Below are 26,349 nucleotides of genomic sequence, written 5' to 3'. Positions count from 1 at the left end.
GCAGGCGGATCAGGGCTGCCCCGCGAAGGCGCCCACCTCGCGCAGCCAGCGCGCCGTGGCCTGGGTGCGCTCCCACGCGGGCGCGGACGCGACCAGGTGCTCCGCGAGCCAGGCGCTGAAGGCCGGGTCGCCCGCGCGCAGCCACGCGGCGGACTCGGCCAGCTCGTGGGCGGCGGACTCCCAGGCGCGGCGCACCGCGCTGGCGAAGGCCATCAGCTCCGCGATGCAGCGGGTGAAGGCCTCCACGCCCGTGCTCAGCTCGGTGGTGCTGGAGCCTCCAGCCAGGGACAGCGCACGCAGGCGGCCCAGGTCCTTGAGCAGCCCCTGCTCCAGCGCGGCGGCGGTGCCCAGCCGGGCCTGCGCGGCCCGCTGGAGCAGCTCCACGTCCTCGCTCAGGTGGCGCCAGGCCTCGTCGTCCCCCACGGGGAAGCCGCCGCGGCGGCGCAGCCGGACGCCCACGGCCTGCCAGAGGTTGCCGAAGACGAACACCTCGTCGACGCTCCGGCGCACGTGCGGAGGGATGTGGTCGAGGAAGTCCACCACGCACGCCCGCGCCTCGCGGAGGAACGCGTCCCCTCGCGGGGCCGCGTCCACCACGCCCCGGGCGAGCTGCAGCACGCGCCACGCCCACTGGAGGGCGCGCTCGGACGCGGTGAAGAGACACTCCAGGCCGGTGCCCAGGGCCCCCGCGGCGTGGCTGGTGTCGGCGAGCGTGGGGGAAGGGATGGAAGGCAGGCCGGAGCTGGGGCGCACTTCGGGCGTGCGGGGAGACGTCGTCCCCACGTCCTCGCTGTCGCGGGGAGACCCGTGTGGTCCTGGCGCCGTGTCCTCACGCCCCATGCACTCTTCTCCAAACCCTTGCTTCGCCGGCGGAAGTCCGCTTCCGAGTATCGCACGCCCCATCCCGACCTCCAGGCCTGGATGAGGGGACGTGCGCTGCACCACAAGGCGTCCCTCCCTGGAGCAGGAGGGGCGCCTCGCGGTGTCCGGCACCGCGCATCCGACACGCTCAGTGCAGGTTCGGGTTGTGCTTCAGGCGACTGAGCCGGCTGTGCGTCTGCTTCTGCGCCGGCAGCAGCTGCATGCGCACGAAGGTGCGCGCCTCGCCGTGGAGCTTCTCCACGTCGCGGTTGTAGTCCGCCAGGCCGTGGTCCTCGCCCTCTTCCAGCGCGTCGATGGCCCGCTTCTCTCCCAGCAGGTCCGCGCCCGCCTGGACGACCTTGGCGAAGATGCCCCAGACGCCGGAGCCCGAAGCGGGGCTGCCGCCCAGCTTCTCGATGCGCTCCTTGAGGGACGCCACGCGCGCCTCATGGTCGTGGAGGCAGGCCTCCACCTCCGTCTTCGCCACGGGGGTTTCAATGTGCTTCGCCGCGAGGCGGTAGGTCTCCACGGCGGAGATCTCACCGCGAAGGAAGGAGTTCAGCGTTTCGATTTCGGCGGCGGCTTGAGCCATGGGTTCTTCTCCTTGAGGAAGTTGAACGGAGTGCGTCCTGGCGCAAAGGTGGTGACCCTCGCCCCTCCGACAACGAAAGCCCCTCTCCTCGTCCGCCAGGCAGACGGCCGGCCGAGCCCCCGGGATGAAGCGGAAGGCGTCCCGGGTCAGCAGCCGGAGCGGCAATCCGACGAACAGCTCCTGGGCGAGAAGACAGGGATTCAATGCAAAACGGTTGATACATGCCCAGCCTCCCCCACCGACCGGACGACGGCGGGGCGACACTTCCGTGGCAAGCTGCGGTCCTTCATGTGGAACTGGGTGCACCAGCTGGCGGAGTGGGGACGGGCGGACGTTCCATTCGCCGTCGTCACGGTGACGGAGTGCAAGGGCAGCACGCCCGCGGCTCCCGGCGCGAAGCTGCTGGTGCGCGCGGACGGCACCTTCCACGGCACCATTGGCGGAGGCCATCTGGAGCAGTTGGTGCTCCAGGACGCGCGTGGGTGCCTGGATCGGGGCGAGGCGCGTACGTTCCGCTATCCGCTGGGTGCGAAGCTGGGCCAGTGCTGTGGAGGGGTCGTGGACGTGTTCGTCGAGCCCGTGAACCACGGGCCCCAGCTCTACCTCTTTGGCGCGGGCCACGTGGGCCAGGCCCTGTGCCGCATCCTTGAAGGCACCCCGTTCCGCGTCCACCTGGTGGACGAGCGCGCGGAGTGGGTCCAGTCCCCCCAGGTGCCGGCCTCCGTGGTGCGCCACGAGGAGCCCTGGGACGAGTTCGCCACGAGCGCCCCCTGGGATGACGTGCGCACCTACGTGGCGGTGATGACGCACCGGCACGACGTGGACCAGGACATCATCGACTTCGCCATCCAGAAGCCGGCCCGCTATATCGGCCTCATCGGCAGCGACACGAAGTGGGCCCGCTTCCGGCAGCGCCTGGAGGCGAAGGGCCTGCCCGCCCGGCAGGTGGGCCGTGTCCAGTGCCCCATGGGGCTGCCCATCGGGGGAAAGTCGCCTCAAGAGGTGGCGGTCAGCATCGCGGCGGGGCTGCTCCAGCTCCACCACGGGCTGGCGCCGGAGCCAGGGCCTCAGCCGTCGCCCGCGCCCCTGCTATCCTCCGGGGAATGAGCACCCCTTTCGAGTTCCGGCTCAACGGCCAGACCGTCCGGGTCGACGACGCGTCGCCCAACACCACCCTGCTGGATCACCTGCGCGCGCGCGGACTGACGGGCACCAAGCAGGGCTGCGCCGAGGGGGACTGCGGCGCGTGCACCGTGGCGATGGTGGACCAGGACCACCGGGGCCAGAAGAACCTGCGCGCCTTCAACAGCTGCATCGCGCTGTTGCCCATGGTGGCCGGCCGCGAGCTCGTCACCGTGGAGGGCGTGGGTCAGCGCGATTCGCCCCACCCCGTGCAGCAGGCCCTGGTGAAGCACTACGGCTCGCAGTGCGGCTTCTGCACCCCGGGCTTCGTCGTCTCCATGGTGGAGGCGTACTGCCGCAAGGATGCGGGCTCGCCGGAGGCCGTGGCGGACCAGCTCTGCGGCAACCTCTGCCGCTGCACCGGCTACCGCCCCATCCGCGACGCGATGATGGACGCGCTCGCCACCCGCGACGCGACGGGCGCCGCGCCCGCGCTCCCGGGCGTCTCGCTGGAGGGGCCACCCTCCCCCGTTCCCTCCTTGCGCTACGAGGCGCGGGACGGGCTGTTCCTGCGGCCCGGCACGTTCGAGGACCTGCTCGCGCTGCGCGCCCTGCACCCGGAGGCGATGCTCGTGGCCGGGGCCACCGAGCTGGGCGTGGACATCACCAAGAAGTCGCGCCGCTACCCCTTCCTCCTCTCCACCGAGGGCGTGGAGTCCCTGCGCGCCATCCGCCGGGAAGCAGACGGCTGGTACGTGGGCGGCGCCGCGTCGCTGGTGGACGTGGAGGACGCGCTGGGCGCGGAGGTGCCGGAGCTCGCGAAGATGCTCAACGTCTTCGCCTCCCGGCAGATCCGCCACCGCGCCACGCTGTCAGGCAACCTCGTCACGGCCTCGCCCATTGGAGACCTGGCGCCGGTGCTGCTCGCGCTGGACGCCCGGCTCGTCCTCGCCTCCGTGCGCGAGGAGCGGACGGTGGCGCTCCGTGACTTCTTCCTCGCCTACCGCAAGACGGCGCTCCAGCCGGACGAGGTCGTCCGCTTCATCGTCATCCCCCACGCGCCCGCGAAGGACAGCGGGCTCACCCGCCACGCGGACAGCTTCAAGGTGTCCAAGCGCCGCGAGCTGGACATCAGCATCGTCGCGGCGGGCTTCTGCATCGAAACGGACCCCCTGGGCATCGTGCGCACCGCGAGGCTCGCCTACGGCGGCGTGGCGGCCACCCCCGTGCGCGCGCGCGACACCGAGGCCCTGCTCGTGGGCCACCCGTGGAACGTCGAAGCCGTGGCCCGCGTGCGCACGACGCTGGTGAGCGAGTTCTCCCCCATCACCGACCTGCGCGGCAGCGCGGACTACCGGCGCGGGCTGGTGGTGTCGCTCCTGGAGAAGTTCGCCTCCGGCGAGCGCAGCCCCGTGCTGGACGCGCGCCCCCGCTTCGTCACCGGAGCGCCCGCGTCCACTCCAGAGCCCGCGGCGGACACGGGGCGGGAGCTGCGCCACGAGAGCGCGCTGGGCCACGTGACGGGCAGCGCGCAGTACGTGGACGACCTCGCTCAGCGCCGCCCCATGCTGACGGTGTGGCCGGTGATGTCCCCGCACGCGCACGCACGCATCCTCCGCCGGGACGCGAGCCCCGCGCTGAAGGTGCCCGGCGTGGTGAAGGTGCTGCTCGCGGAGGACATCCCGGGCATGAACGACACCGGGCCCATCCGCCACGACGAGCCGCTGCTCGCGAAGGACGAGGTCCTCTTCCACGCCCAGGTGGTGGCGCTCGTCGTCGGAGAGACGCCCGAGGCCTGCCGCGAGGGCGCCCGCCAGGTGGTCGTGGACTACGAGCCGCTGCCGGCCGTGCTCACGCTGGACGAAGCCCGCGCGCAGGGCAGCTACCACACCGAGCCCCACGTCATCCGCCGGGGCGACGTGGACAGCGCGCTCGCGTCCAGCCCCCACCGGCTGGGCGGCCAGTTCGAGATGGGCGGCCAGGAGCACTTCTACCTGGAGACGCACGCCGCCTTCGCGGAGCCGGGCGAGGACGGCGACGTCACCGTGACGTCCTCCACCCAGCACCCGTCGGAGGTGCAGGCCGTCATCGCGCACGTGCTGCACCTGCCGCGCAGCCGCGTCGTGGTGAAGGCGCCTCGCATGGGCGGCGGCTTCGGCGGCAAGGAGACGCAAGGCAACGCGCCCGCCGCGCTGGTGGCGCTGGCCGCGGTGCTCACGGGCCGCGCGGTGAAGTGGATGCTGGACCGGGACGTGGACATGGTCGTCACCGGCAAGCGCCACCCGTTCCACGCGGACTGGGAGGTGGGCTTCGACGCCACGGGCCGGCTGCTCGCGCTGCGCGCGGACCTCGTGTCCAACGGCGGCTGGTCGCTGGACCTGTCCGAGTCCATCACCGACCGGGCCCTCTTCCACCTGGACAACAGCTACTACGTGCCGTCGGTGCGCTACACCGGCCGCGTGGCGAAGACGCACCTGGTCTCCAACACCGCCTTCCGGGGCTTCGGCGGGCCGCAGGGCATGCTGGTGATGGAGGACCTCCTGGGCCGCATCGCGCGCGTGCTGGGGCTCGCGCCGGAGGCCGTGCGCCAGCGCAACCTCTACGACGGCACCGGCGACACCAACACCACGCACTACGGCCAGGAGCTGGAGGACAACCGGCTGCCGAAGCTGTGGAGCGACCTGATGGAGTCGTCCGACTTCGCGAATCGCCGCGCGCAGGTGGATGACTTCAACGCGAAGAGCCCCCGCATCAAGCGCGGCCTCGCCATCACACCGATGAAGTTCGGCATCTCCTTCACCGCCACCTTCCTCAACCAGGCGGGCGCGCTGGTGCACGTGTACCGCGACGGCTCCGTGCTGCTGTCGCACGGCGGCACGGAGATGGGCCAGGGGCTGCACACGAAAATCCAGGGTGTGGCCATGCGCGAATTGGGCCTGTCCGCGGACCGCGTGCGCGTGGCGCAGACGGCCACCGACAAGGTGCCCAACACGTCCGCGACGGCGGCCTCCAGCGGCTCGGACCTCAACGGCGCGGCGGTGCGCGAGGCGTGCATCATCCTGCGCGAGCGGCTGGCGCCGGTGGCGGCGCGGATGCTCGTGCAGCGGCACGGGCAGGCGGTGTCCCCGGACGCGCTGGTGTTCCAGGACGGGTGCATCGCGGCGGCGTCTCGGCCCGGCCAGGGGCTGCCCTTCGCGGACGTGGTGGAGGAGGCCTACCGCGACCGCGTGGGCCTGTCCGTCACGGGCTACTACCGCACGCCGGGCATCGGCTACGACCGGGTGAAGGGGCGGGGCAAGCCCTTCCTCTACTTCGCCTACGGCGCGGCGGTGAGCGAGGTGGAGGTGGACGGTGACACGGGCATGAAGCGCGTGGTGCGCTCGGACCTGCTGGAGGACGTGGGCGACTCGCTCAACCCCGGCGTGGACCGGGGCCAGGTGGAGGGCGCCTTCGTGCAGGGCCTGGGCTGGCTCACCGGCGAGGAGCTGAAGTGGGACGCGAAGGGGCGGCTGCTCACGCACTCGGCCAGCACCTACGCGGTGCCCGCCTTCAGCGACGCGCCCATCGACCTGCGCGTGGCGTTCCTGGAGCGGGCGGAGCAGGCGGGCACCATCCACGGCAGCAAGGCCGTGGGAGAACCCCCGCTGATGCTGGCCCTGTCCGTGCGGGAGGCGCTGCGCGACGCGGTGGCTGCCTTCGGGCAGCCGGGCGGCGACGTGGAGCTGCCCTCGCCCGCCACGCACGAGGCGCTCTTCCTCTCCATCCAGAAGCGGCGCGCCCGGGACGTCAGCGTTCCGGTCCTGGACGCTGCGCGCGAGGTGGCGTGAACCCGGCCCGGGTGCGGCAACATGCCACGGCATGTCCCCTCGGACCGTGCGTTACACGGGAGCACCTTTCAAGGAAGCCCCATGACCTCCGTGCTCCGCTCCCGCGTCCTCGTTCCGCTGGCCCTCGTCGGTGTCCTCGGCTGTGGTGAGGACACGCCTCCTGACACCCTGACGGTGGACATCCCCGTCGCCGCGCGCGTGGGCCTCCTGCCCTTCGAGTGCGGAGGCGTCTACACGAACGTCGGGACGACGCAGACGACCTACGAGCCGATGGACTTCCGCGTCTACGTCCACGACGTGCGGCTGGTGACGTCGGGCGGCCAGGAGGTGCCCGTCGCCCTGACGGACGACGGCGTGTGGCAGCACGAGGGCGTGGTGCTGCTGGACTTCGCGAACAAGGACGGCATGTGCACCCAGGGCACGGCGGGGATGAACACGTCCATCCGGGGCACGGTGCCCGCGGACACCTACGCGGGCCTGCGCTTCCGGCTCGGCGTGCCGGAGTCGTTGAATCACCGCAACGTGACCACTTCGCCCCCGCCGCTGGATGACCAGGGCCTGTTCTGGAGCTGGCAGTTCGGCTACCTCTTCACCCGCATCGAGGGCCGCACCTCCGGCCTGCCGACCCACGTCATGCACCTGGGCAGCACCGACTGCGCGCCGCCCCCCACGGGCCAGACGAGCGGTACCGCGGGGTGCACGTACAACAACCGTCCGGAGGTGGACCTGGAAGGCTTCACCGTCGGGGCGAACCAGTTGGTGATGGACCTGGGCGCGCTCTTCGCCGGCTCCGACCTGAACGTGAACGCCAGCGGGCCCAACACGGCCGTGGGCTGCATGGCGTCCCAGGGCGACGTGGACTGCGCGCCCATCTTCGAGCGCCTGGGGCTCGCGTTCGGAGCGCAGGCCGCGAACCCCACCGCGCAGTCCTTCATCCGGGTCGAATAGGAGCACTCCACCGTGGCACGACGACGATGGCAGCCGTGGAAGCGTCTGGCGGTGACGCTGCTGACCGTGGGCTGCGGAGAGCCCGCGCCCATCCCCGCCGGACCCGCCCCGTATGACTGGAAGTTGCCGAAGGGCTTCCCCACACCGCGCGTGCCGGAGGACAACCCGATGTCGGAGGCGAAGGTCCAGCTGGGCCGGAGCCTCTTCTACGACAAGCGACTGTCGCTCAACGGCACGCAGTCGTGCGGCTCCTGTCACGAACAGGCCCGGGCCTTCACCGATGGGCGCATGCACTCGGTGGGCAGCACGGGCCAGACGCACCGCCGCAACGGGCAGGGGCTGGCCAACGTGGCGTATGCGACGAGCCTGACATGGGCCAACTCCGCGCTCCTCACGTTGGAGGCGCAGGCGCTGACGCCGCTGTTCGGCAAGGAGCCGGTGGAGCTGGGGTTCGCGGATCAGCAGGAGGTGATGCTCGAGCGGCTCCGGTCGGATCCGGAGCTGTCGGCGCGCTTCGCGGAGGCGTTCCCCGCCGCGTCCCCGCCGGTGTCGCTCGCCACGCTGACGCAGGCGCTGTCGGCCTTCCAGCGGACCCTGCTCTCCGGCACGTCTCCGTATGATCGCTATCTGGAGGGCGGCGTGGTGGACGCGCTGAGCCCCGCCGCCAAGCGAGGCCTGGCGCTGTTCCTGTCCGAGCGCATGGAGTGCGACCACTGCCACTCCGGCTTCAACTTCCAGGACGCGACGGCGCACGAAGCCACCCCGGAGCCCATCCTCCCGTTCCACAACACGGGCCTCTACAACGAGGACGGCCGGGGCGCGTACCCGGCCACGGACCCGGGCCTCATCGAGCTGACGGGCCGGCCGGACGACATGGGGCGCTTCCGAGCCCCGTCCCTGCGCAACGTGGCCGTCACGGCGCCCTACATGCACGACGGCAGCCTGGTGACGCTCTCCGACGTGTTGGATCACTACGCGGCCGGAGGCCTCGCGCGGGCCCGGAACGGCGGCGCGGCCAGCCCCCTGCAGAGCGCCTTCGTGCGCGGCTTCACGCTGACGCCCGCGGAGAAGGCGGACGTCCTCGCGTTCCTGGAGTCGCTCACGGACGCGGAGTTCCTGGCCGACCCGCGCTTCGCGGATCCGAACGCCGCGCCGTGAGCGCCCATCGCCGCTAGCGAGCGGGCGGCTTCAGGTCCTCCGGCAGCCGGTCACCCGGGGGACGCTCCAACGTCCCGGGCTGCTCCACGCCAGAGGGGGCCTGCACGCCCGCGTCGGAGGTGGGCGGAGGTGAAACGGGGGGCTTGTCCGAACAGGCGGCAGTCACCCCGACAATCATCACGAAGAGTAGGTGGCGCATGGTCGCTGTCCCCGGCCGCGTCAGTACTTCACCCAGATGACCGTGCCCGGATGGAGTTCCTTGAGCGGCTGCATGCCGGGCTCCTTCTCGATGAGCGCCTGCGTGACGGGGTTGAAGCTGTAGGCCTGCGCGCCGGACCAGACGATGAGCGCGTCCTTGAACACGGTGAGGTCATGCACGTGCTCCTGCACCGTGTACTGGTTCCAGCCCGGAAGCCGCGCGGGCAGCACGTAGAGTGACGGGGCCGGGTTCTCCACAGGCGTCGTGCCCGCGTCCGCGCCGTGCTGGTGCTCGCCGGACGTGCCCGTCCACGCCACCGTCGTCTCCACCCCCGCGGGCGTGCGACACGTCTGCTCGGTGGGGAAGAACACCGTGGCGAAGGGCCGGGAGGGCAGCTTCGCGCGCAGGCCGAAGTGGTAGGAGTGCGAGTCCGCTGGCTTCACGTCCCCCGGGGCCTTCGTCCACGTCACCGCCGTCACGTTGCCGGTGCCGTCCTTCTCCACCTCCGCCTTGCCAAACGTGGAGTCCACCGGACGCACCGCCGTGACGCCCTCCGGGATGCGCACCTTCACCCGGTACGTGTCGGCGCCGTCACATCCGTGGCTCACGGTGAAGTCCGCATCGAAGGACGCGCCCGCATACGGCGGCGTCGGCCCCGCCACCGTCGCGTGCGCGAAGGCGACCGTGGAGAACAGCGAACCCGCGACGAGACACACCGGACCCAAGCGAAGCTTCATCGGCCGACTCCAGACGGCAAGAGAGGGCTCGCAGATAGCAGCCCTCCACCCGGGTCCCCGGTGCGGTCAATTGCCGCAGCGTCCACGCCCGATATCGCGGGCCCCGCCCATGTCGGACGCTTCCCCTATCCTCCGCGTTGAGGACACCTCCAGATGAATGCGTGGAATCCATTTCTCACAGGCAATTCACAGTCGCTTCGTCCGTGAGGAGGGAAGAAGCCTGGACGCCAGGCAGGTCCGCAGGCGTGGACCCACACACACAGCGTGTTCCCGCGACACGATCCGATGTGTCACGTTTCCAGTGAATCAGAGATTTGTTCCGCGTGCAGGGGATGTCCCCGCATTCCGACCTTGGGGGTTATGTGAATGTTCCCCTGTTCGCGGCAGAAGAGTCTGGCGGCCTCCCGACGCTCCCCGAATTCCGTCACCATGAAATCAGCACCCTGCTCCAGGCCCCTGAAACGCGACTGCCGCCCGTGCGCGAAGCCGGGGGGTGCTTCATGGGGTGGGGGGGATTGCTCACACGCGCGCCAGGCGATACATGCGCGACACATCGCCTTCACGGTCGGTGCAGCTTGAGACCGACCTTCTGACCCCCTGTTTCGCCGGGCGGGAGCTGCCCCCGGCCCCTGAATCCGCAGCGCCGTGCTCCCCGTGCACGGAAAGCCCCCGTCGCATCCCAGGAGTCGCGTCCATGCCCAGCGGCACGTCGTCCGGCCCATCCCCGGCCTCCGCCCTTTCGTTTTCCACGCTGGTGGAATTGCTGCGCGTCCGAGCCCAGACCCAGGGGGACCGGCGCGGCTTTACGTTCCTGCTGGACGGCGAGACGGACGAAGCGCACCTGACGTACGCGGAGCTGGACCAGAAGGCCCGCGCCATCGCGGCGGCGCTCCAGGCGCGAGGTGCCCAGGGGCAGCGGGCGCTGCTCTTGTATCCGCCTGGACTGGACTACATCGCCGGGTTCTTCGGCTGTCTGTACGCGGGCGTCATCGCGGTCCCCATCTATCCACCCGACCCCATGCGTCTGGCGCGCACGCTGCCGCGCCTGCTGGCCATCAGCCAGGACGCGCAGGCCACCGTCGCCCTCACCACCGACTTCATCTACGGCATGGGGGAGATGCTCTTCGAGCAGGCGCCGGAGCTGCGGGAGCTGCACTGGATTGCCACCGACACGCTGGACGCGGAGGTCGCCGAAGGCTGGCGCGACCCCGGCGTGGCCACCGACACGCGGGTGTTCCTCCAGTACACGTCCGGCTCCACGTCGTCGCCCAAGGGCGTGGTGCTGACGCACGGCAACCTGCTGCACAACTCGAAGCTGATCCACTCCTGCTTCGGGCACTCCACGCAGAGCCAGGGCGTCATCTGGCTGCCGCCGTACCACGACATGGGCCTCATCGGCGGCATCCTCCAGCCGCTGTACGGCGGCTTCCCGGTGACGCTCTTCTCGCCGGTGGACTTCCTGAAGCGCCCCATGCGCTGGCTGGAGGCCATCTCCCGCTACAAGGCCACGACGAGCGGCGGGCCCAACTTCGCGTTCGACCTGTGCGTGCGCAAGTCCACGCCGGAGGAGCGCGCGAAGCTGGACCTGGGCCACTGGGACCTGGCCTTCAACGGCGCGGAGCCCATCATGCCGGACACGCTCCGGCGCTTCGCGGAGGCGTTCGGTCCGCAGGGCTTCCGCTCGGAGGCCATCTATCCCTGCTACGGGCTCGCGGAGGGCACGCTCATCGCCTCCGGCGGTGACAAGCGCGAGCTGCCCATCCAGCGCACCGTGGACGCGGGCGCGCTGAAGGACAACCGCGTGGTGGCGGCGCAGCCCACGCACAAGGGCGCCCAGACGCTGGTGGGCTCCGGCCGCAACCTCACGGACCAGCGGCTGGTCATCGCGCACCCGGAGACGGGCCGGCCGCTGCCCGCGGGCCAGGTGGGTGAGATCCGCGTCGCGGGGCCGAGCATCGCCCAGGGCTACTGGGGCCGCCCGGAGCAGACGCAGGCCACGTTCCAGCAGCCGCTCACCGGCACGGACGATGCGACGACGTTCCTGCGCACGGGCGACCTGGGCTTCCTGGACGGCGGCGAGCTGTTCGTCACCGGGCGCCTGAAGGACCTCATCATCATCCGCGGGCGCAACCACTACCCGCAGGACATCGAGCGCACGGTGGAGTCCAGCCACCCCGCCATCCGCCCCGGCTGCACGGCGGCGTTCTCCATCGAGCAGGACGACGAGGAGCGCCTCATCGTCGTGACGGAGGTGGACCGCCGCGCGGTGGAGCGCGACGGCGTGGACCTGGAGGCGCTGACCCAGGGCATCCGGCAGGCCGTCGCGGCCGGGCATGACCTGCAGGCCCAGGGCGTGGTGCTGCTCGGGCCGGGCGCCATCCCGAAGACGTCCAGCGGGAAGATCCAGCGCTTCGCCACCCGCGCGGAGTACACCGCGGACACGCTGGAGGCGCTGCACAAGAGCATCCTCGCCGCGCCCGTGGCCCCCGTGGCACAGGCCCCGACACCCGAGGCCGTGACGGAGGCGCCCGCCGCGCCGGTGGGCCCGGACGTCAGCCTGCTTTTGAAGATGCTGGCGGTGGTGCAGGAGCCCACCGCGCGCCGCGCGATGGTGGCCGTGTTCCTCCAGGAGCAGGCCGCGCAGGTGCTGCGGCTGCCCACCGCGCAGGTGGACGTGCAGAAGCCGCTGCATGCCTACGGCGTGGACTCGCTGATGGCGGTGGACTTCAAGAGCGCAGTGGACGCGGGGCTGGGCATCGACCTGCCGCTGTCGGACGTGCTCCAGGGCGTGTCGCTGTCGAAGCTGGCGGAGGCCGTGGTGACGCTGCTGTCGGCGCCCCGCTCGGAGCAGGCGTCGGGCCCGGTGGCGGCGGCCTCGGCCACGGGGGACGCGCCCCTGTCCGGCGGCCAGCAGGCCCTGTGGTTCATGCACCAGCTGGCGCCGGAGAGCGCGGCCTACCACGTGCCCGTCGCGGTGCGCGTGCGCGCCGGGCTGGACGCGAACGCCCTGAAGGGCGCCTTCGAGGCGCTGGTGGCCCGCCACCCTGCCCTGCGCACCACGTTCGTCATGGCGGCCACCGGCCCCGTGCAGCGCGTACACGCGGAGCTGCCGCTGGACTTCGTCGCCACCGACGCGAAGGGCTGGAGCGAGGCCCAGGTGACGGAGCACCTGGCCGCCGAGGCCCGCCGCCCGTTCGACCTGGAGAAGGGGCCGCTCCTGCGCGTGCGCCTGGTGTCGCGCGCGGCGGAGGACCACGCGCTGCTCATCGCCATGCACCACATCGTCACCGACTTCTGGTCGCTGGCGGTGATGGCGGAGGAGCTGGACGCGCTCTACCCCGCGCTGCGGCTGGGCAAGCGGCCCACGCTCGCTGCTCCCGCGCGCACCTACGCGGACTACGCGCGCTGGCAGACGGAGATGCTCGCCGGGGCGCGCGGCCAGGCGCTGGAGAAGTACTGGCGCGAGCAGCTGTCCGGGACGCTGCCGGTGCTGGACCTGCCCACGGACCACCCGCGTCCCCCGGCGCAGACGTTCAACGGCCGGGTGCACACCACGCGGCTGGATGCGGGCATCACCGCCGCGGTGAAGTCGCTGGCGCGCGACCACGGCGCCACGCCCAACATGGTGCTCCAGACGGCCTTCCAGGCCCTGCTGCACCGCTACACCGGGCAGCAGGACTTCACGCTCGGCGTGGTGAGCGCGGGCCGCGGACGCGCGGAGCTGGCGGGCATCACCGGCTACTTCGTCAACCCGCTGGTGGTGCGCACGCGCCCGTCCCCCATGCTGTCCTTCACGGACTACCTGGCACAGACGCGCCAGACGATGCTGGGCGCGCTGGAGCACCAGGACTACCCCTTCAGCGCGCTCGTGGACCGGCTGCAGCCGGTGCGCGACCAGAGCCGCTCGCCGCTGTTCCAGGTGATGTTCGTCTACCAGCGCGCGTCCAAGCTGGATGAGCGCGGCCTCACGCCCTTCGCGCTGGACATCCCGGGCGCACGCTCCACCGTGGCGGGCCTGCCCATTGAATCGCTGGTGCTGGAGCACGGCGGCGCGCAGTTCGACCTCACGCTCACCATGGGCGAGGCGGACGGCGAGCTCGTCGCGTCGTTTGAATACAACACCGACCTCTTCGAGGCCGGCACCATCGAGCGGATGGCGGGGCACCTGCGCACGCTTTTGGCCGGCATCGCGGCCCAGCCCCGCTCCACGCTCGCGCGGCTGCCGCTGCTCACGGGCACGGAACAGCAGCAGCTGCTCGAAGGCTGGCGCGGCCCTCGCATCGCGCTCGGCGACGCGGACATGTTGCCCGCGCTCTTCGCGGCGCAGGTGGCGCGCACGCCGGACCACGTGGCGGTCCTCTTCAAGGACGCGCAGCTCACCTACCGCGAGCTGGGTGAACGCTCCGCGCAGCTGGCCGCGTGGCTCAAGTCCGCGGGCGTGAAGCCGGGCGACATCGTGGGCCTCTGCCTGGAGCGGTCCGTGGAGACGCTGGTGTCGGTGCTGGCCGTGATGGCCGCGGGCGCCGCCTACGTCCCCATCGACCCCGCCTACCCCTCCGAGCGCGTGGCCTTCATCATGGCCGACACGCAGGCGCAGGTGCTGCTCACCCAGTCCTGGCTCCAGCGCACGCTGCCCACGGGGACGACGGCGCGCACGCTGTTCGTGGATCAGCCGCTGGAGGGCACACTTTCGACCAAGGCCGCCACTCCCGCCGCGACGGTGCGGGCCGGGGACCTGGCGTGCCTCGTCTACACCTCCGGCTCCACCGGTCAGCCCAAGGGCGTGATGCTGGAGCACGGGGGCCTGGCGAACCTGGTGCGCTCGTTCGTGGAGTCGTACGCGCCCACGGCGAAGGACCGGATGCTGCCGCTCACGTCGGTGGCCTCCGCGAGCTTCGTGGGCGAAATCCTGCCGCTGCTGTGCACGGGCGGCGCGCTGGTGCTGCCCACCGAGGATGAGATCCTCGACCAGGAGAAGCTCTTCCAGCTCATCACCCGCCACACCGTCACCATCGTGAGCACGGTGCCCGCGGTCATCGCGGGGCTCAACGCGCGCCTGGACGAGCTGCCGCCCCTGCGGCTCGTGCTCTCCGGCGGCGAGGCGCTGGTGGCCAGCGACGTGGAGAAGCTGCTCGCCACCACGCCGGTGGTGAACGGCTACGGCCTCACGGAGACGACGGTGTGCACGACCTACCACCGCATGGCGGTGGAGGACCTCCAGGGCCACGCGTGGGTGCCCATCGGCCGGCCCATCATCAACACGGACGTGTACGTGCTGGACGCGGAGCGCAACCTGCTCCCCGTGGGCGCCACCGGCGAGCTGTACGTCGGCGGCCTGGGGCTCGCGCGCGGCTACTGGAACCGGCCGGAGCTGACCTCCGAGCGCTTCATCGCGCATCCGTTCCGCGCAGGCGAGCGCCTGTACCGCACCGGCGACCGCGCGCGCTGGCTGCCGGACGGGGTGCTGACGTTCCTGTCCCGCGCGGATGATCAGGTGAAGATCCGCGGCTTCCGCATCGAACTGGGGGAGGTGGAGGCCGCCGTGCGCCGCCACCCCGCCGTGCGCGACGCGTTCCTGATGGCGCGCGAGGACTCGCCCGGAGACAAGCGGCTGGCCGCGTACCTCGTGTTCTCCGAGCCTGGGGCAGACACGCAGCCCGTGCCCACGCACACGGACCTCAACGCCTTCCTCGCGGAGGCGCTGCCGCCGTACATGCTGCCGTCCGCGTACGTGCCGCTGGCCGCGCTGCCCCTGTCCCCCAACGGCAAGGTGGACACGAAGGCGCTGCCCGCGCCGGAGGGGGCCCGGCTGGCCTCCGCCGCGGCCTACGCACAGCCGCAGAGCGCGGTGGAGCGCAGCGTGGCCGCCATCTGGCAGGCGGTGCTGAAGGTGGACCGCGTGGGCCTGAACGACAACTTCTTCGAGCTGGGCGGCAACTCGCTGCTCATCGCGCAGGCGCACCGCCGGCTGCGTGAGGAATTGGGCGCGGACCTCGCGTTGGTGGACATGTTCAAGTTCACCACCGTGAGCGCGCTGGCCCAGCACCTCGCCAACAAGGGCGAGGACTCCGGCGCGGCGTCGCAGAAGATCAAGGACGAGGCGGAGCGTCGCCGGGCCGCCCAGGCGCGGCGTCAGCAGACGCGCGGCCGTGGCAAGTAACGACTCTCTGGCATCTCGGTTTCGAAGGACGGCTCCATGAGCACTGACACCCTCTCCGAAGTGGAAGGCATCGCGGTCATCGGCCTGGGCGGACGCCTGCCCGGCGCGAAGACCATCGCCGAGTTCTGGAAGAACCTCACCGGCGGCGTGGAGAGCATCACCTTCTTCACCGACGAGGAGCTCATCGCCGAGGGCGCGGACCCGGCGATGGTGCGCGCGCCCAACTACGTGAAGGCGCGCGGCACGTTGGGCGACACGGACCAGTTCGACGCGGCCTTCTTCGGGATGAACCCCCGCGAGGCGGCGCTGATGGACCCCCAGCACCGCGTCTTCCTGGAGTGCGCATGGGAGGCGATGGAGAGCTCCGGCTACAGCCCGGACCGCCAGCCCGGCCGCGTGGGCGTGTTCGGCGGCATGAGCATGAACACGTACCTGCTCTCCAACCTGTACTCGCACCTGGCGCACGTCGCGTCGGTGGAGAGCCTCCAGGCGTCCATCGGCAACGACAAGGACAGCCTGACGACGGAGGTGGCGTACCGGATGGACCTGAAGGGGCCCGCCGTCACGGTGCAGTCCTCGTCCTCCACGTCGCTCACCTGCATCCACTACGCCTGCCAGAGCCTGCTGTCGTTCGAGTGCGACATGGCCCTGGCCGGGGGCGTGTCCATCCACTTCCCGGAGAAGGCGGGCTACCTCTACCACGAGGGTGGCACCACGGCGCCGGACGGCCACTGCCACACCTTCGACGCGGAGGCCGAAGGCTTCGTCGCCGGCCATGGCGCGGCGGTGGTGGCGCTCAAGCGCCTGTCGGATGCGCTCAAGGACGGCGACACCGTGTACGCCGTCGTGCGCGGCTCGGCGGTGAACAACGACGGCTCGCAGAAGGTCAGCTACATGGCCCCGGCCGTCGCCGGGCAGGCGGAGGTCATCGCGCTGGCGCAGGCGGTGGCGAACGTGGAGCCGGACACCATCGGCTACGTGGAGGCCCACGGCACCGCGACCAAGGTGGGCGACCCCATCGAGGTGGCGGCGCTCACGCAGGCCTTCCGCCAGGGCACGGACAAGAAGAACTTCTGCGCGCTGGGCTCGGTGAAGAGCAACATCGGCCACCTGGACTCGGCCGCGGGCGCGGTGGGCTTCATCAAGGCGGCGCTGTCGCTGCACCACAAGAAGATCGTCCCCAGCCTCAACTTCAAGACGCCCAACCCGGCGTGCGACTTCCCCAACAGCCCGTTCTACGTGAACACGGAGCTGCGCGACTTCCCGAAGGGCGCCACGCCGCGCCGCGCGGGCGTCACGTCGCTGGGCATGGGCGGCACCAACGCGCACGCCATCCTGGAGGAGGCCCCGGAGCTCCCCGCCACCGACAAGCCCCGGCGCCCCGCGCAGGTGGTGCTGCTGTCGGCGCGCACGGAGGCCTCGCTGGAGGTGGCCACGGACCGGCTGGCGGCCCACCTGCGCGAGCACCCGGACACGGACCTGGCAGACGTGGCGTACACGCTCCAGCTGGGGCGCAAGCGCTTCGGCAAGCGCCGCGCGGTGGTGGCGCGCACGACGGCGGACCTGGCGGCGGCGCTCGCGGAGCGCACCCCGGGCCGCGTGTTCAGCGGCAGCGCGGAGAACAGCGGCCGTCCGGTGATGTTCCTCTTCTCCGGACAGGGCTCGCAGTACGTGGACATGGGCAAGGGCCTGTACGCGCAGGAGCCCGTCTTCAAGGCCCAGGTGGACACCTGCGCGGAGAAGCTCAAGCCGCACCTGGGCCTGGACCTGCGCACGGTGCTCTACCCGTCCGCGGAGTCGCGCGAGATGGCCTCGGAGCGCCTCAAGCAGACGGGCCTCACCCAGCCCGCGCTGTTCGTCATCGAGTACGCGCTCGCGAAGCTGTGGGAGTCGTGGGGTGTGACGCCGCACGCGATGCTGGGTCACAGCATCGGTGAGTACGTGGCCGCGTGCCTCGCGGGCGTCTTCACCCTGGACGACGCGCTGGCGCTGGTCGCCGCGCGCGGCCGGCTGATGCAGTCGCTGCCCGCGGGGAGCATGCTCGCGGTGTCGCTGCCGGAAGAGCACGTGACGCCCATGCTGCCCGCGGGCCTGTCCGTGGCGGCGGTGAACAGCCCGTCCACCTGCGTCGTCGCCGGCCCCACGCCGCTCGTGGACGCGTTCGTGGAGACGCTCACCCTGCAGGGCCTGAACAGCTCGCGGCTGCACACGTCGCACGCGTTCCACTCCGCGATGATGGACCCCATCCTGGACGCCTTCCGCGAGGCGGTGCGCAAGGTGGCCCGGCAGACGCCGAAGAAGCCCTACCTCTCCAACGTCACCGGCACCTGGGTGACGTCCGAGCAGGCCACCAGCCCGGACTACTGGGCGAAGCACCTGCGCGGCGCGGTGCGCTTCGCGGACGGCGTGGCGGAGCTGATGAAGGAGTCGGACGCCATCCTGCTGGAGGTCGGCCCGGGCAACACGCTGGCCACCCTGGCGCGGCAGCACCCCGACAAGGGCGCGCGGCACGCGCTGCTCAACTCGCTGCGCCACCCGAAGGAGCAGCACGACGACCTGGACCACGGCCTGGGCACGCTGGGCCGGCTGTGGCTGGAGGGCGTGGAGCCGGACTGGGACGCGTTCCGGGGCGAGGAGCGCCGCCGTCGCATCGCGCTGCCCACCTCGCCGTTCGAGCGGCAGCGCCACTGGGTGGATCCGCGCAAGGACACCGCCGCCGTGGACGGCGAGCGCGCCGAGTGGGTGTCCGCGGATCAGAAGCAGCCCGTGGCCCGCTGGTTCTACCTACCGTCGTGGCAGCGCGCCCTGCCTCCCCCGAAGAGCGCCTGGAGCGAGAAGAGGGCCACCTGGTGGCTGTTCCTCCCGGACGAGAACGCCGGGGGCTCCGGCGAAGGGATTGGCGCGCGGCTCGCGCTCAAGCTGGGCGAGGCCGGTCAGGACGTCGTGCGCATCACGCCGGGCATCGCCACGGCGAAGCGCGACGAGCACCACTGGACGCTCGCGCTGGGGGGTGAGGGCACGCTGCTGGAGGCGCTCACGACGCAGGGCCGCGCGCCGGACCACGTCCTGCACCTGGGCACCCTGGGTGTCGGCGACGCGCAGGGCGAGGCGGGCTTCGAGTCCGCGCTCGGCAAGGGCTTCCTGGGGCTGATGGGGCTGGCGCAGGCGCTGGGGCGTCAGCCCGGCACGCGGCCGGTGTCGCTGGTCGCCGTGACGAACCGCATGCAGTCGTTGGGGGAAGAGGCGCCCCACCCGGAGCTGGCCACGGTGCTGGGCCCGGTGCGCGTGATTCCGCAGGAGTACGGGCACCTGTCCGCCAAGGCCGTGGACCTGCGCCTGCCGCCCTCGGGCAGCTGGCAGGAGACGGCGCTGGTGGAGGCGCTGCTGTCCGAGGGCGCGACGCCGTCCCGGCTGGAGAACGTCATCGCCTACCGTGGCGGCGCCCGCTGGGTGCAGACGTTCGAGTCCATTCCGGCGGACGCGCCCCGCGCCGCGCAGATTCCGCTGCGCGACGGCGGCGTGTACCTGCTCATCGGCGGGTTCGGCACGCTGGGCTTCGCGCATGCGAAGTCCCTGGCGAAGCGGGTGAAGGCGAAGCTCGTCATCGCCGGTCGCACGGGCCTGCCGGAGCGGGCGCAGTGGGACGCGCACCTCGCGGCGAACCCGGAGCACAACCCGGTGGCCCGCCGCATCCAGCAGGTGCTGGAATTGGAGGCGCTGGGCGCGGAGGTCCTCGTCGTCAGCGCGGACGCGGCCAACAAGGTCCAGGTGCAGGCGGCGGTGGACGCGGCCCTGTCGCGCTTCAACGCGCTGCACGGCGTGGTGTTCGCGGCGGGTGACGTGGGCCAGGCCCTCTTCCGGGCCATCCCGGACACCCGGCCGGAGGACGTGCGCGACACCTTCCACGGCCGCGTGCGCGGGCTGTACGCGCTGGAGGAGGCGCTGCGCGGACGCTCGCTGGACTTCTGCCTGCTGTCGTCGTCGCTGGCGGCGGTGCTGGGCGGCCTGGGGCTGGCGTCGTACGCGGCGGCCACGTCGTTCATGGACGCCTTCGCCACGAAGCAGTCCCAGACGACGCCGGTGCCGTGGATGAGCGTGGGCTGGGACGCGTGGAAGTTCGAGTCCCGCGCCGAGGGCACGCAGAGCCCGTTCGGCGCGCTGGCCATCACGCTCTCCGAGGGCGAGGACGCCTTCGAGCAGCTCTTCCAGCTGGGCGCCGTGTCGCACGTGGCGGTGTCCACGAGCAACCTGCGCGCCCGCTCTCGCAAGTGGGCGCAGCCGGCGGCCACGGCGGAGTCGGAGGCGGCCGCGGCGGCGAAGCAGGATGCGGGCTCGTCCCTGGGCACCACGCCCCGGCCCACGCTCCAGAACGCCTACGTGCCGCCGCGCGACGCGCTGGAGGAGAAGATTGCCCACCTCTGGGAGACGACGCTGGGCATCGACCAGGTGGGCGTGCACGACAACTTCTTCGAGCTGGGGGGCAACTCGCTCGTGGGCGTGAAGCTGATTGCCCGCGTGCGCGAGCAGTTTGGCGTCGCGCTGCCCGCGGTCACCCTCTACGAAGGCCCCACCGTGGGCGCGCTGGCGAAGCTGCTCAAGGCCGCCAGCGGCACCGAGGACGCGGACGCCGTCCCTGAAGACACCGAGGCGCTCAGCCGCGGGGAGCGCCGCCGCGCCCGCCGCGCGAACCGCCAGGGCGACGGCGCCTCCGACGAGGAGCCGTAGTCCCCCTCCCGCACCCCTTTCGCTGACGAGCACACCCCATGTCCGCTGATACGAACATCGACGCGCAGGCCATCGCCATTGTCGGCATGGCCGGGCGCTTCCCCGGCGCCCCCGACCTGGACACCTTCTGGCGCAACCTGCGCGAAGGCGTGGAGTCCATCCATCCCGTGCCCGACGCGGAGCTGGAGAAGCGGGGCGTGGACCCCGTCCTGCGCAAGGACCCGCGCCACGTGAAGGCCAGCGCGGCGCTGGAGGGCATGGAGCTGTTCGACGCGGGCTTCTTCGGCTTCACGCCCCGCGAGGCGGAGCTGATGGACCCGCAGCACCGCGTCTTCCTGGAGTGCGCGTGGGAGGCGCTGGAGAAGGCGGGCCACACGCCGGAGGGCTTCGACGGCTCCATCGGCGTGTTCGCGGGCGCGTCCACGAACACGTACCTCGTGTTCCACCTGGTGCCCAACTTCGACCAGCTGAGCGGCATGGACCAGGTGCAGGTGGACGTGAGCAACGGCGGCGACTTCCTCGCCACCCGCGTCGCGTACAAGCTCAACCTGCGCGGGCCCAGCTACTCCATCACCAGCGCGTGCTCCACGTCGCTCGTGGCCACGCACGCGGCCTGCCAGAGCCTGCTCAATGAAGAGTGCGACGTCGCGCTCGCGGGCGGCGTCTCCGTGCACGTGAAGCACCCGGAGGGCTACCCCTACGTGCCCGGCGGCATCGTGTCGCCGGACGGCCACTGCCGCGCGTTCGACGCGAAGGCGGAGGGCACGGTGTTCGGCAGCGGCGTGGGCGTGGTGGTGCTCAAGCGGCTGGCGGACGCGCTCGCGGACGGCGACCACATCCACGCCATCATCAAGGGCTCCGCCATCAACAACGACGGCGCCATGAAGGTGGGCTTCACCGCCCCCAGCGTGGAGGGGCAGGCCACCGTCATCAGCGAGGCCCTGGGCGCCGCGGGCGTGGCGCCGGAGAGCATCGGATACCTGGAGGCGCACGGCACCGGCACGAAGATGGGGGACCCCATCGAGGTGCGCGCGCTCAACAAGGCGTTCAAGTTCCGCTCCGCCGCCGCCAAGGCGAACCCTCCGAAGATTCCGGTGGGCTCGCTCAAGAGCAACATCGGGCACCTGGCCAACGCGGCCGGCGTCTCCAGCCTCATCAAGGCCGTGCTGACGCTGGAGCACCGCCAGATTCCGCCCAGCCTCCACGTGACGGAGGTGAACCCGGAGATTCCCTTCGCGGGCGGCCCCTTCTTCGTCAACACGAAGCTCACCGACTGGCAGGCGAACCCCAAGCACCCGCGCCGCGCGGGCGTCAGCTCCTTCGGCGTGGGCGGCACCAACGCGCACGTCGTGCTGGAGGAGGCCCCCGCGCTTTCCCCGTCCGGCGCCTCGCGGCCCGCGCAACTGCTGGTGCTGTCCGCCAAGAGCGACGCGGCGCTGGACGCGGCCACGCGCAACCTCGCCGCGCACCTGAAGGCGCACCCCGCGCAGGCGCTGGCGGACGTGGCCTTCACGCTCCAGACGGGCCGGCAGGCGATGGCGAAGCGGCGCGTGCTCATCTGCCGCGACCGGGACGACGCGCTCGCCGCGCTGGAGGTGGAGGGCAGCCCGCGCCTGTGGACGCAGGCGCCCGACGTGCAGGAGCGGCCGGTGGCCTTCCTGTTCCCCGGCCAGGGCTCGCAGTACGTGGGCATGGCGCGCGACCTGTACGCGTCCGAGCCCACGTTCAAGAAGCACCTGGACGCGTGCGCGGAGAAGCTGACGCCGCACCTGGGCCTGGACCTGCGCACGGTGCTCTTCCCGGAGGCATCCAAGGCGGAGGCCGCGACGCAGGCGCTGGCGCGCACGGAGTTGACGCAGCCCGCGCTCTTCGTCGTCGAGTACGCGCTCGCGAAGCTGTGGATGGCCTGGGGAGTGAAGCCCTCCGCGATGCTGGGACACAGCATCGGTGAGTACGTGGCCGCGTGCCTCGCGGGCGTGTTCTCGCTGGAGGACGCGCTGGCGCTGGTCGCCGCGCGCGGCAAGCTGATGCAGGGGCTGCCCGCGGGCGCGATGCTGTCCGCGCGCATGGAGGAGTCCGCGCTGAAGCCGCTGCTCACCGGCGGGCTCGCCGTGGCGGCCGTCAACGCGCCGGGATTCACCGTCGTGGCCGGCCCCACCGACGCGGTGGACGCGCTCCAGACGAAGCTTACGGCGCAGGGCGTGGAGGTGTCGCGGCTGCACACGTCGCACGCGTTCCACTCCGCGATGATGGACCCCATCCTCGCGCCCTTCACCGAGCGCGTGCGGCAGGTGAAGCTCAACGCCCCCACCCTGCCCTTCCTGTCCAACGTGACGGGCACGTGGATTGAAGCCGGGCAGGCGACCGACCCGGGCTACTGGGCCACGCACCTGCGTCAGGCGGTGCGCTTCTCCGCGGGCCTCCAGGAGCTGGGACGCAAGTGGCCGCAGGCGGCCTTCCTGGAAGTGGGCCCGGGCACGGTGCTGGCGACGCTGGCGAAGCAGCAGCCCGGCGCGGAGGCGCGCGTCATCGTCAGCACCACGCGCCACCCGCGCGAGCAGACGCCGGACCTCGCGGTGCTCCTGGGCGCGCTGGGCCGGCTGTGGCTGGGCGGCGTGTCGGTGGACTGGAAGGGCTTCGCGGGGAACGAGCAGCGCCGCCGCGTGCCGCTGCCCACCTACCCGTTCCAGCGCGAGCGCTACTGGATTGAAGCGAAGCCGCTGGGCTCGGCGGGTGGAGCCGCCCGCACGGATGCGCCCGCGTCGCTGACGAAGCGCACGGACGTGGCGGACTGGTTCTACGCGCCGTCGTGGAAGCTTTCGCCGCTGCCTCGCGCGAAGGCGCAGGACGCGGAAGAAGGCGGCTGGCTGGTGTTCGCGGACGACACCGGCGTGGCGGACGCGCTCGCGCCGAAGCTGGGCGGCTCCGTCTACCGCGTGGTGCCGGGCGCGAAGTTCGAGCAGCGCCCGGACGGCACGTACGCGGTGGATCCGAAGCACCTCCAGGACTACTGCTCGCTGCTGGACGCGCTGAAGAAGCAGGGCCGCGCGTTCGCGAACGTGGTGCACCTGTGGAGCCTGTCGCCCAAGCCCGCCTCGCAGGAGGCGACGCTGGAGCTCGGCTTCCACAGCCAGCTCTTCCTCGCCCGCGCGCTGGGAGAGTCGGGCCACCTCGAGCCGCTCACCTGGTCCGTGGTGACGAGCCGCTCGGCGCGCGTGGAGCAGTCAGACGTGCAGTTGCCGGCGCAGGCGCTGCTCGTCGGCCCCACGCGCGTGCTGCCGCAGGAGTACCCGCATCTTTCCTGCCGCTTCGTGGACGTGGTGCCCGGCGACGCGGGCGCGGTGGCGGACCGGCTCGCGGCGGAGCTGCGCGCGGAGGTGCGCGAGGCGGTGGTGGCCCTGCGCGGCCGTCAGCGCTGGGTGCAGACCTTCGAGCCCCTGCGCCTGGAGGCCGGCGCGGACGTGCTGCGCGACGGCGGCGTGTACCTCATCACCGACGGCCTCACCGGCATCGGCCATGCGCTGGCGTCCGAGCTGGCGACGGTGCACCGCGCGAAGCTGACGCTGGTGGAGACGACGGACTTCCCCAGCCGGGGCCAGTGGTCCGCGTGGGTGGAGAAGCACGGCGTGGAGGACGCGGTGAGCCGCCGCATCCAGCGCGCGCTCGCCCTGGAGCGCACGGGCGTGGAGATGCTGGTGCTGCCCGCGGCCCTCACCGAGCTGGAGTCCATGCGCGGCGTGGTGGAGGCGACGACGGCGCGCTTCGGCCGCATCGACGGCGTCATCCACGCGGCGGGCGGCATGCAGGGCGCCACCCTGGGCACCATCGCGGAGACGGGGCCGGACAAGGTGGACTGGCACTTCCGCCCGCAGGTGGACGGCGTGCGCGTGCTGCAGCAGGTGCTGCCCGCGCAAGGCCCCGCCTTCTGCCTCCTCGTCTCGTCGCTGTCGTCGGTGCTGGGCGGGCTGGGGCAGGTCGCGCAGGCGTCCGCCAGCGCCTTCATGGACTCCTTCGCGGAAGTGCTCAGCGAGACGTCCGCCTACCCGTGGCTCAGCGTGGACTGGGACGCGTGGCAGTTCGCGGATGAGCGCGCCATGGAGGAGCTCAGCCCCGCGCTGGCCCGCTTCGCCATCCAGCCCGCGGAGGGCCTGGAGGCGCTGCACCGCGCGCTCGCGCACGGCGAGGGCGGCCGGCTCGCGGTCTCCACCGGCGACCTCACCGCGCGCCGCCGTCAGGGGCCTCGGCCCACGAAGGCGGACGCGAAGGGGAAGAAGGACGCCTCGCGCGGCAAGCACGCGCGGCCGTCCATCCTCACGCCCTACCTGGCGCCTCGCACGGAGCTGGAGAAGACCGTGGCGGGCATCTGGGAGCAGGTGCTGGGCATCGACGGCATCGGCATCCACGACAACTTCTTCGAGCTGGGCGGCCACTCGCTGCTGGCCACGCAGCTGCGCAATCACATCCACGCGGTGCTCAAGGTGGACCTGTCGCTGCGCGGCCTCTTCGAGACGCCCACCGTGGCGGGCGTCGCCGGGCGCGTGGAGCAGGAGCTGGGCAAGCGCTCCACCGCGACGGAGAAGCCCATCGCGGAGCGCCTGCGCACCGCGTTCCCCACGGAGCGCCCCGCCCTGCTGACGGAGTACCTGCGCCACCACATCTCGGAAGGGCTGCGCATCCCGCAGGAGCAGCTCCCCGCGGACGGCAGCCTCAAGGGCTATGACTTGCACGCCCTGGGCGCGGAGCTGGAGTACGACCTGCGGCAGGACTTCAAGTTCCAGCTCTACCCGCACGAGGTGCAGGCGCACCCGTCCATCCCGGAGCTGTCGAAGTACCTGCTGGTGGAGATGGACCGGCTGTCGGATCCGCAGCGCTTCGCGGAAGGCAAGCCGCTGTCGGCCTACCCGCTCAAGCCGTACCGCACCCAGGGCACCGGCAAGGCGCGCACCGACACGGCGAAGAAGAACCCGCCGATGGTGTTCGTGCACTCCAGCCCCCGCGCGGGCTCCACGCTGTTCCGCGTGATGCTCGCGGGGCACCCCCGGCTGTTCTGCCCGCCGGAAGTGAACCTGCTGTTCTTCGAGAGCATGCGCGAGTGGCGCGAGAACATCGGCTTCGGCAGCGAGATGGAGTGGACCACGGGCGGTCTGCAGTGGGCCTTCATGGAGCTGGAGAAGCTGGACTCGGCCGCCGGCGCGGGACTGGTGGACCGGCTGGTCGCGGATGACGTCTCCGCGCAGGAGGTCTACCGCCGCCTGCAGGAGAGGTCCGCGCCCCGGCTGCTCGTGGACAAGACGCCCACGTACGCCATGGACGTGGAGACGCTCCAGCGCGCGGAGCAGATGTTCGACGGCAACAAGTACATCTACCTCTACCGGCACCCGCTCCCGGTGATGGAGTCCATCCTCCGGATGCGGTTTGACCGCCTCTTCGCCGCCGGCCTCTTCGGCGACGCGGACGTGGACCCCTACGTGGTGGCGGAGACGGTGTGGGCGCTGTCCAACCGCAACCTGCTCAACTTCTTCGACGGCATCGGCCGGGAGCGCTGCCACTGGGTGGCGTACGAGGACCTGGTCGCGGACCCCACGAAGGTGATGACGGGCGTGTGCGACTTCCTGGGCCTGCCCTTCGACGAGCGCATGGTGCAGCCGTACGACGGCAAGAAGGAGCGGATGATGGGGGGCCTGGGCGACCCCAACATCCTCCAGCACCAGGGCATCGAGAAGAAGCTGGGCGAGTCGTGGAAGCGCATCAAGTGGCCGCGCGCCTTCGACGCGTCCACCCACGCGGTGATTGAGCGCCTGGGCTACTCCGTGGAGGGCGCGACGCCCGCCGCGGCGCCGGCTGGCGCGACGCTGACGGCCCCCGCGCCGAAGCAGAAGCTCACGCCCGCGGAGGCGGAGAAGCTGCTGGAGAACATGGACCAGCTTTCGGACGAGCAGGTGGCGGAGCTGCTCGCGGTGATGGAAGACGCGGGCGGCGAGGGTGGCGGTGGCGGCAGCAGTGACGAGGAAGCAGCCTGA

The 26,349-nt window shown here is 71.7% G+C and carries 11 protein-coding genes; 7 read left to right on the top strand and 4 right to left on the bottom strand.

Features of this window, described 5'->3' with window-relative positions; translation table 11 throughout:
- Nucleotides 1–9: 9 nt before the first annotated feature.
- Both D7X12_RS04915 and D7X12_RS04910 read right to left on the bottom strand, forming a co-directional pair.
- A complete protein-coding gene (locus D7X12_RS04915) occupies nucleotides 10–840 on the bottom strand; it encodes a hypothetical protein (RefSeq protein WP_120624108.1) in 831 nt (276 codons plus the stop codon).
- A gap of 169 nt (nucleotides 841–1,009) precedes the next feature.
- On the bottom strand, nucleotides 1,010–1,453 hold the full coding sequence (locus D7X12_RS04910) for a DUF2383 domain-containing protein (protein WP_120624107.1): 444 nt from the start codon (nucleotides 1,451–1,453) through the stop codon (nucleotides 1,010–1,012).
- Between the two features lie 288 nt (nucleotides 1,454–1,741).
- Here D7X12_RS04910 and xdhC point away from each other — a divergent pair, with 288 nt between their 5' ends.
- From xdhC to D7X12_RS04890, 4 genes are all read left to right on the top strand, one after another.
- On the top strand, nucleotides 1,742–2,560 hold the full coding sequence (xdhC, locus tag D7X12_RS04905) for a xanthine dehydrogenase accessory protein XdhC (protein WP_120624106.1): 819 nt from the start codon (nucleotides 1,742–1,744) through the stop codon (nucleotides 2,558–2,560).
- Nucleotides 2,557–6,402: a xanthine dehydrogenase molybdopterin binding subunit gene (gene xdhB / locus D7X12_RS04900; RefSeq protein WP_120624105.1), complete on the top strand. Its 3,846-nt coding sequence runs from the start codon at nucleotides 2,557–2,559 to the stop codon at nucleotides 6,400–6,402. The genes xdhC and xdhB overlap by 4 nt, the downstream gene beginning before the upstream one ends.
- An 81-nt stretch (nucleotides 6,403–6,483) precedes the next feature.
- Entirely contained in the window at nucleotides 6,484–7,350 is an 867-nt protein-coding gene (locus D7X12_RS04895; RefSeq protein ID WP_120624104.1) for an MbnP family copper-binding protein, read from the top strand.
- Between the two features lie 12 nt (nucleotides 7,351–7,362).
- On the top strand, nucleotides 7,363–8,508 hold the full coding sequence (locus tag D7X12_RS04890) for a methanobactin export MATE transporter MbnM (RefSeq protein WP_120624103.1): 1,146 nt from the start codon (nucleotides 7,363–7,365) through the stop codon (nucleotides 8,506–8,508).
- A 13-nt stretch (nucleotides 8,509–8,521) separates the two neighbouring features.
- Here the strand turns inward: D7X12_RS04890 and D7X12_RS42280 are convergent, their stop codons facing one another.
- Together D7X12_RS42280 and D7X12_RS04885 are read right to left on the bottom strand one after the other, a co-directional pair.
- Nucleotides 8,522–8,707: a hypothetical protein gene (locus D7X12_RS42280; RefSeq protein ID WP_147443529.1), complete on the bottom strand. Its 186-nt coding sequence runs from the start codon at nucleotides 8,705–8,707 to the stop codon at nucleotides 8,522–8,524.
- 20 nt (nucleotides 8,708–8,727) lie between these two features.
- The gene (locus tag D7X12_RS04885) at nucleotides 8,728–9,444 is read right to left on the bottom strand and encodes a YcnI family copper-binding membrane protein (RefSeq protein ID WP_120624102.1); all 717 of its coding nucleotides are present in this window, start codon (nucleotides 9,442–9,444) and stop codon (nucleotides 8,728–8,730) included.
- A gap of 694 nt (nucleotides 9,445–10,138) precedes the next feature.
- On the opposite strand from D7X12_RS04885, the gene D7X12_RS44930 reads away from it, so the two are divergent.
- The 3 genes from D7X12_RS44930 to D7X12_RS04870 are packed head-to-tail and all read left to right on the top strand — an operon-like array spanning nucleotide 10,139 to nucleotide 26,349.
- On the top strand, nucleotides 10,139–15,604 hold the full coding sequence (locus tag D7X12_RS44930; RefSeq protein ID WP_158619966.1) for a non-ribosomal peptide synthetase: 5,466 nt from the start codon (nucleotides 10,139–10,141) through the stop codon (nucleotides 15,602–15,604).
- 36 nt (nucleotides 15,605–15,640) lie between these two features.
- Nucleotides 15,641–20,329: a type I polyketide synthase gene (locus D7X12_RS04875; protein ID WP_120624100.1), complete on the top strand. Its 4,689-nt coding sequence runs from the start codon at nucleotides 15,641–15,643 to the stop codon at nucleotides 20,327–20,329.
- A gap of 38 nt (nucleotides 20,330–20,367) precedes the next feature.
- Entirely contained in the window at nucleotides 20,368–26,349 is a 5,982-nt protein-coding gene (locus D7X12_RS04870; protein WP_120624099.1) for a type I polyketide synthase, read from the top strand.

The organism is Corallococcus sicarius (genome assembly GCF_003611735.1).
In the GTDB taxonomy this organism is placed as follows: domain Bacteria; phylum Myxococcota; class Myxococcia; order Myxococcales; family Myxococcaceae; genus Corallococcus; species Corallococcus sicarius.
Note: the sequence above shows the minus strand (reverse complement) of the source record. Positions and strands in the feature narration are given on the sequence as shown.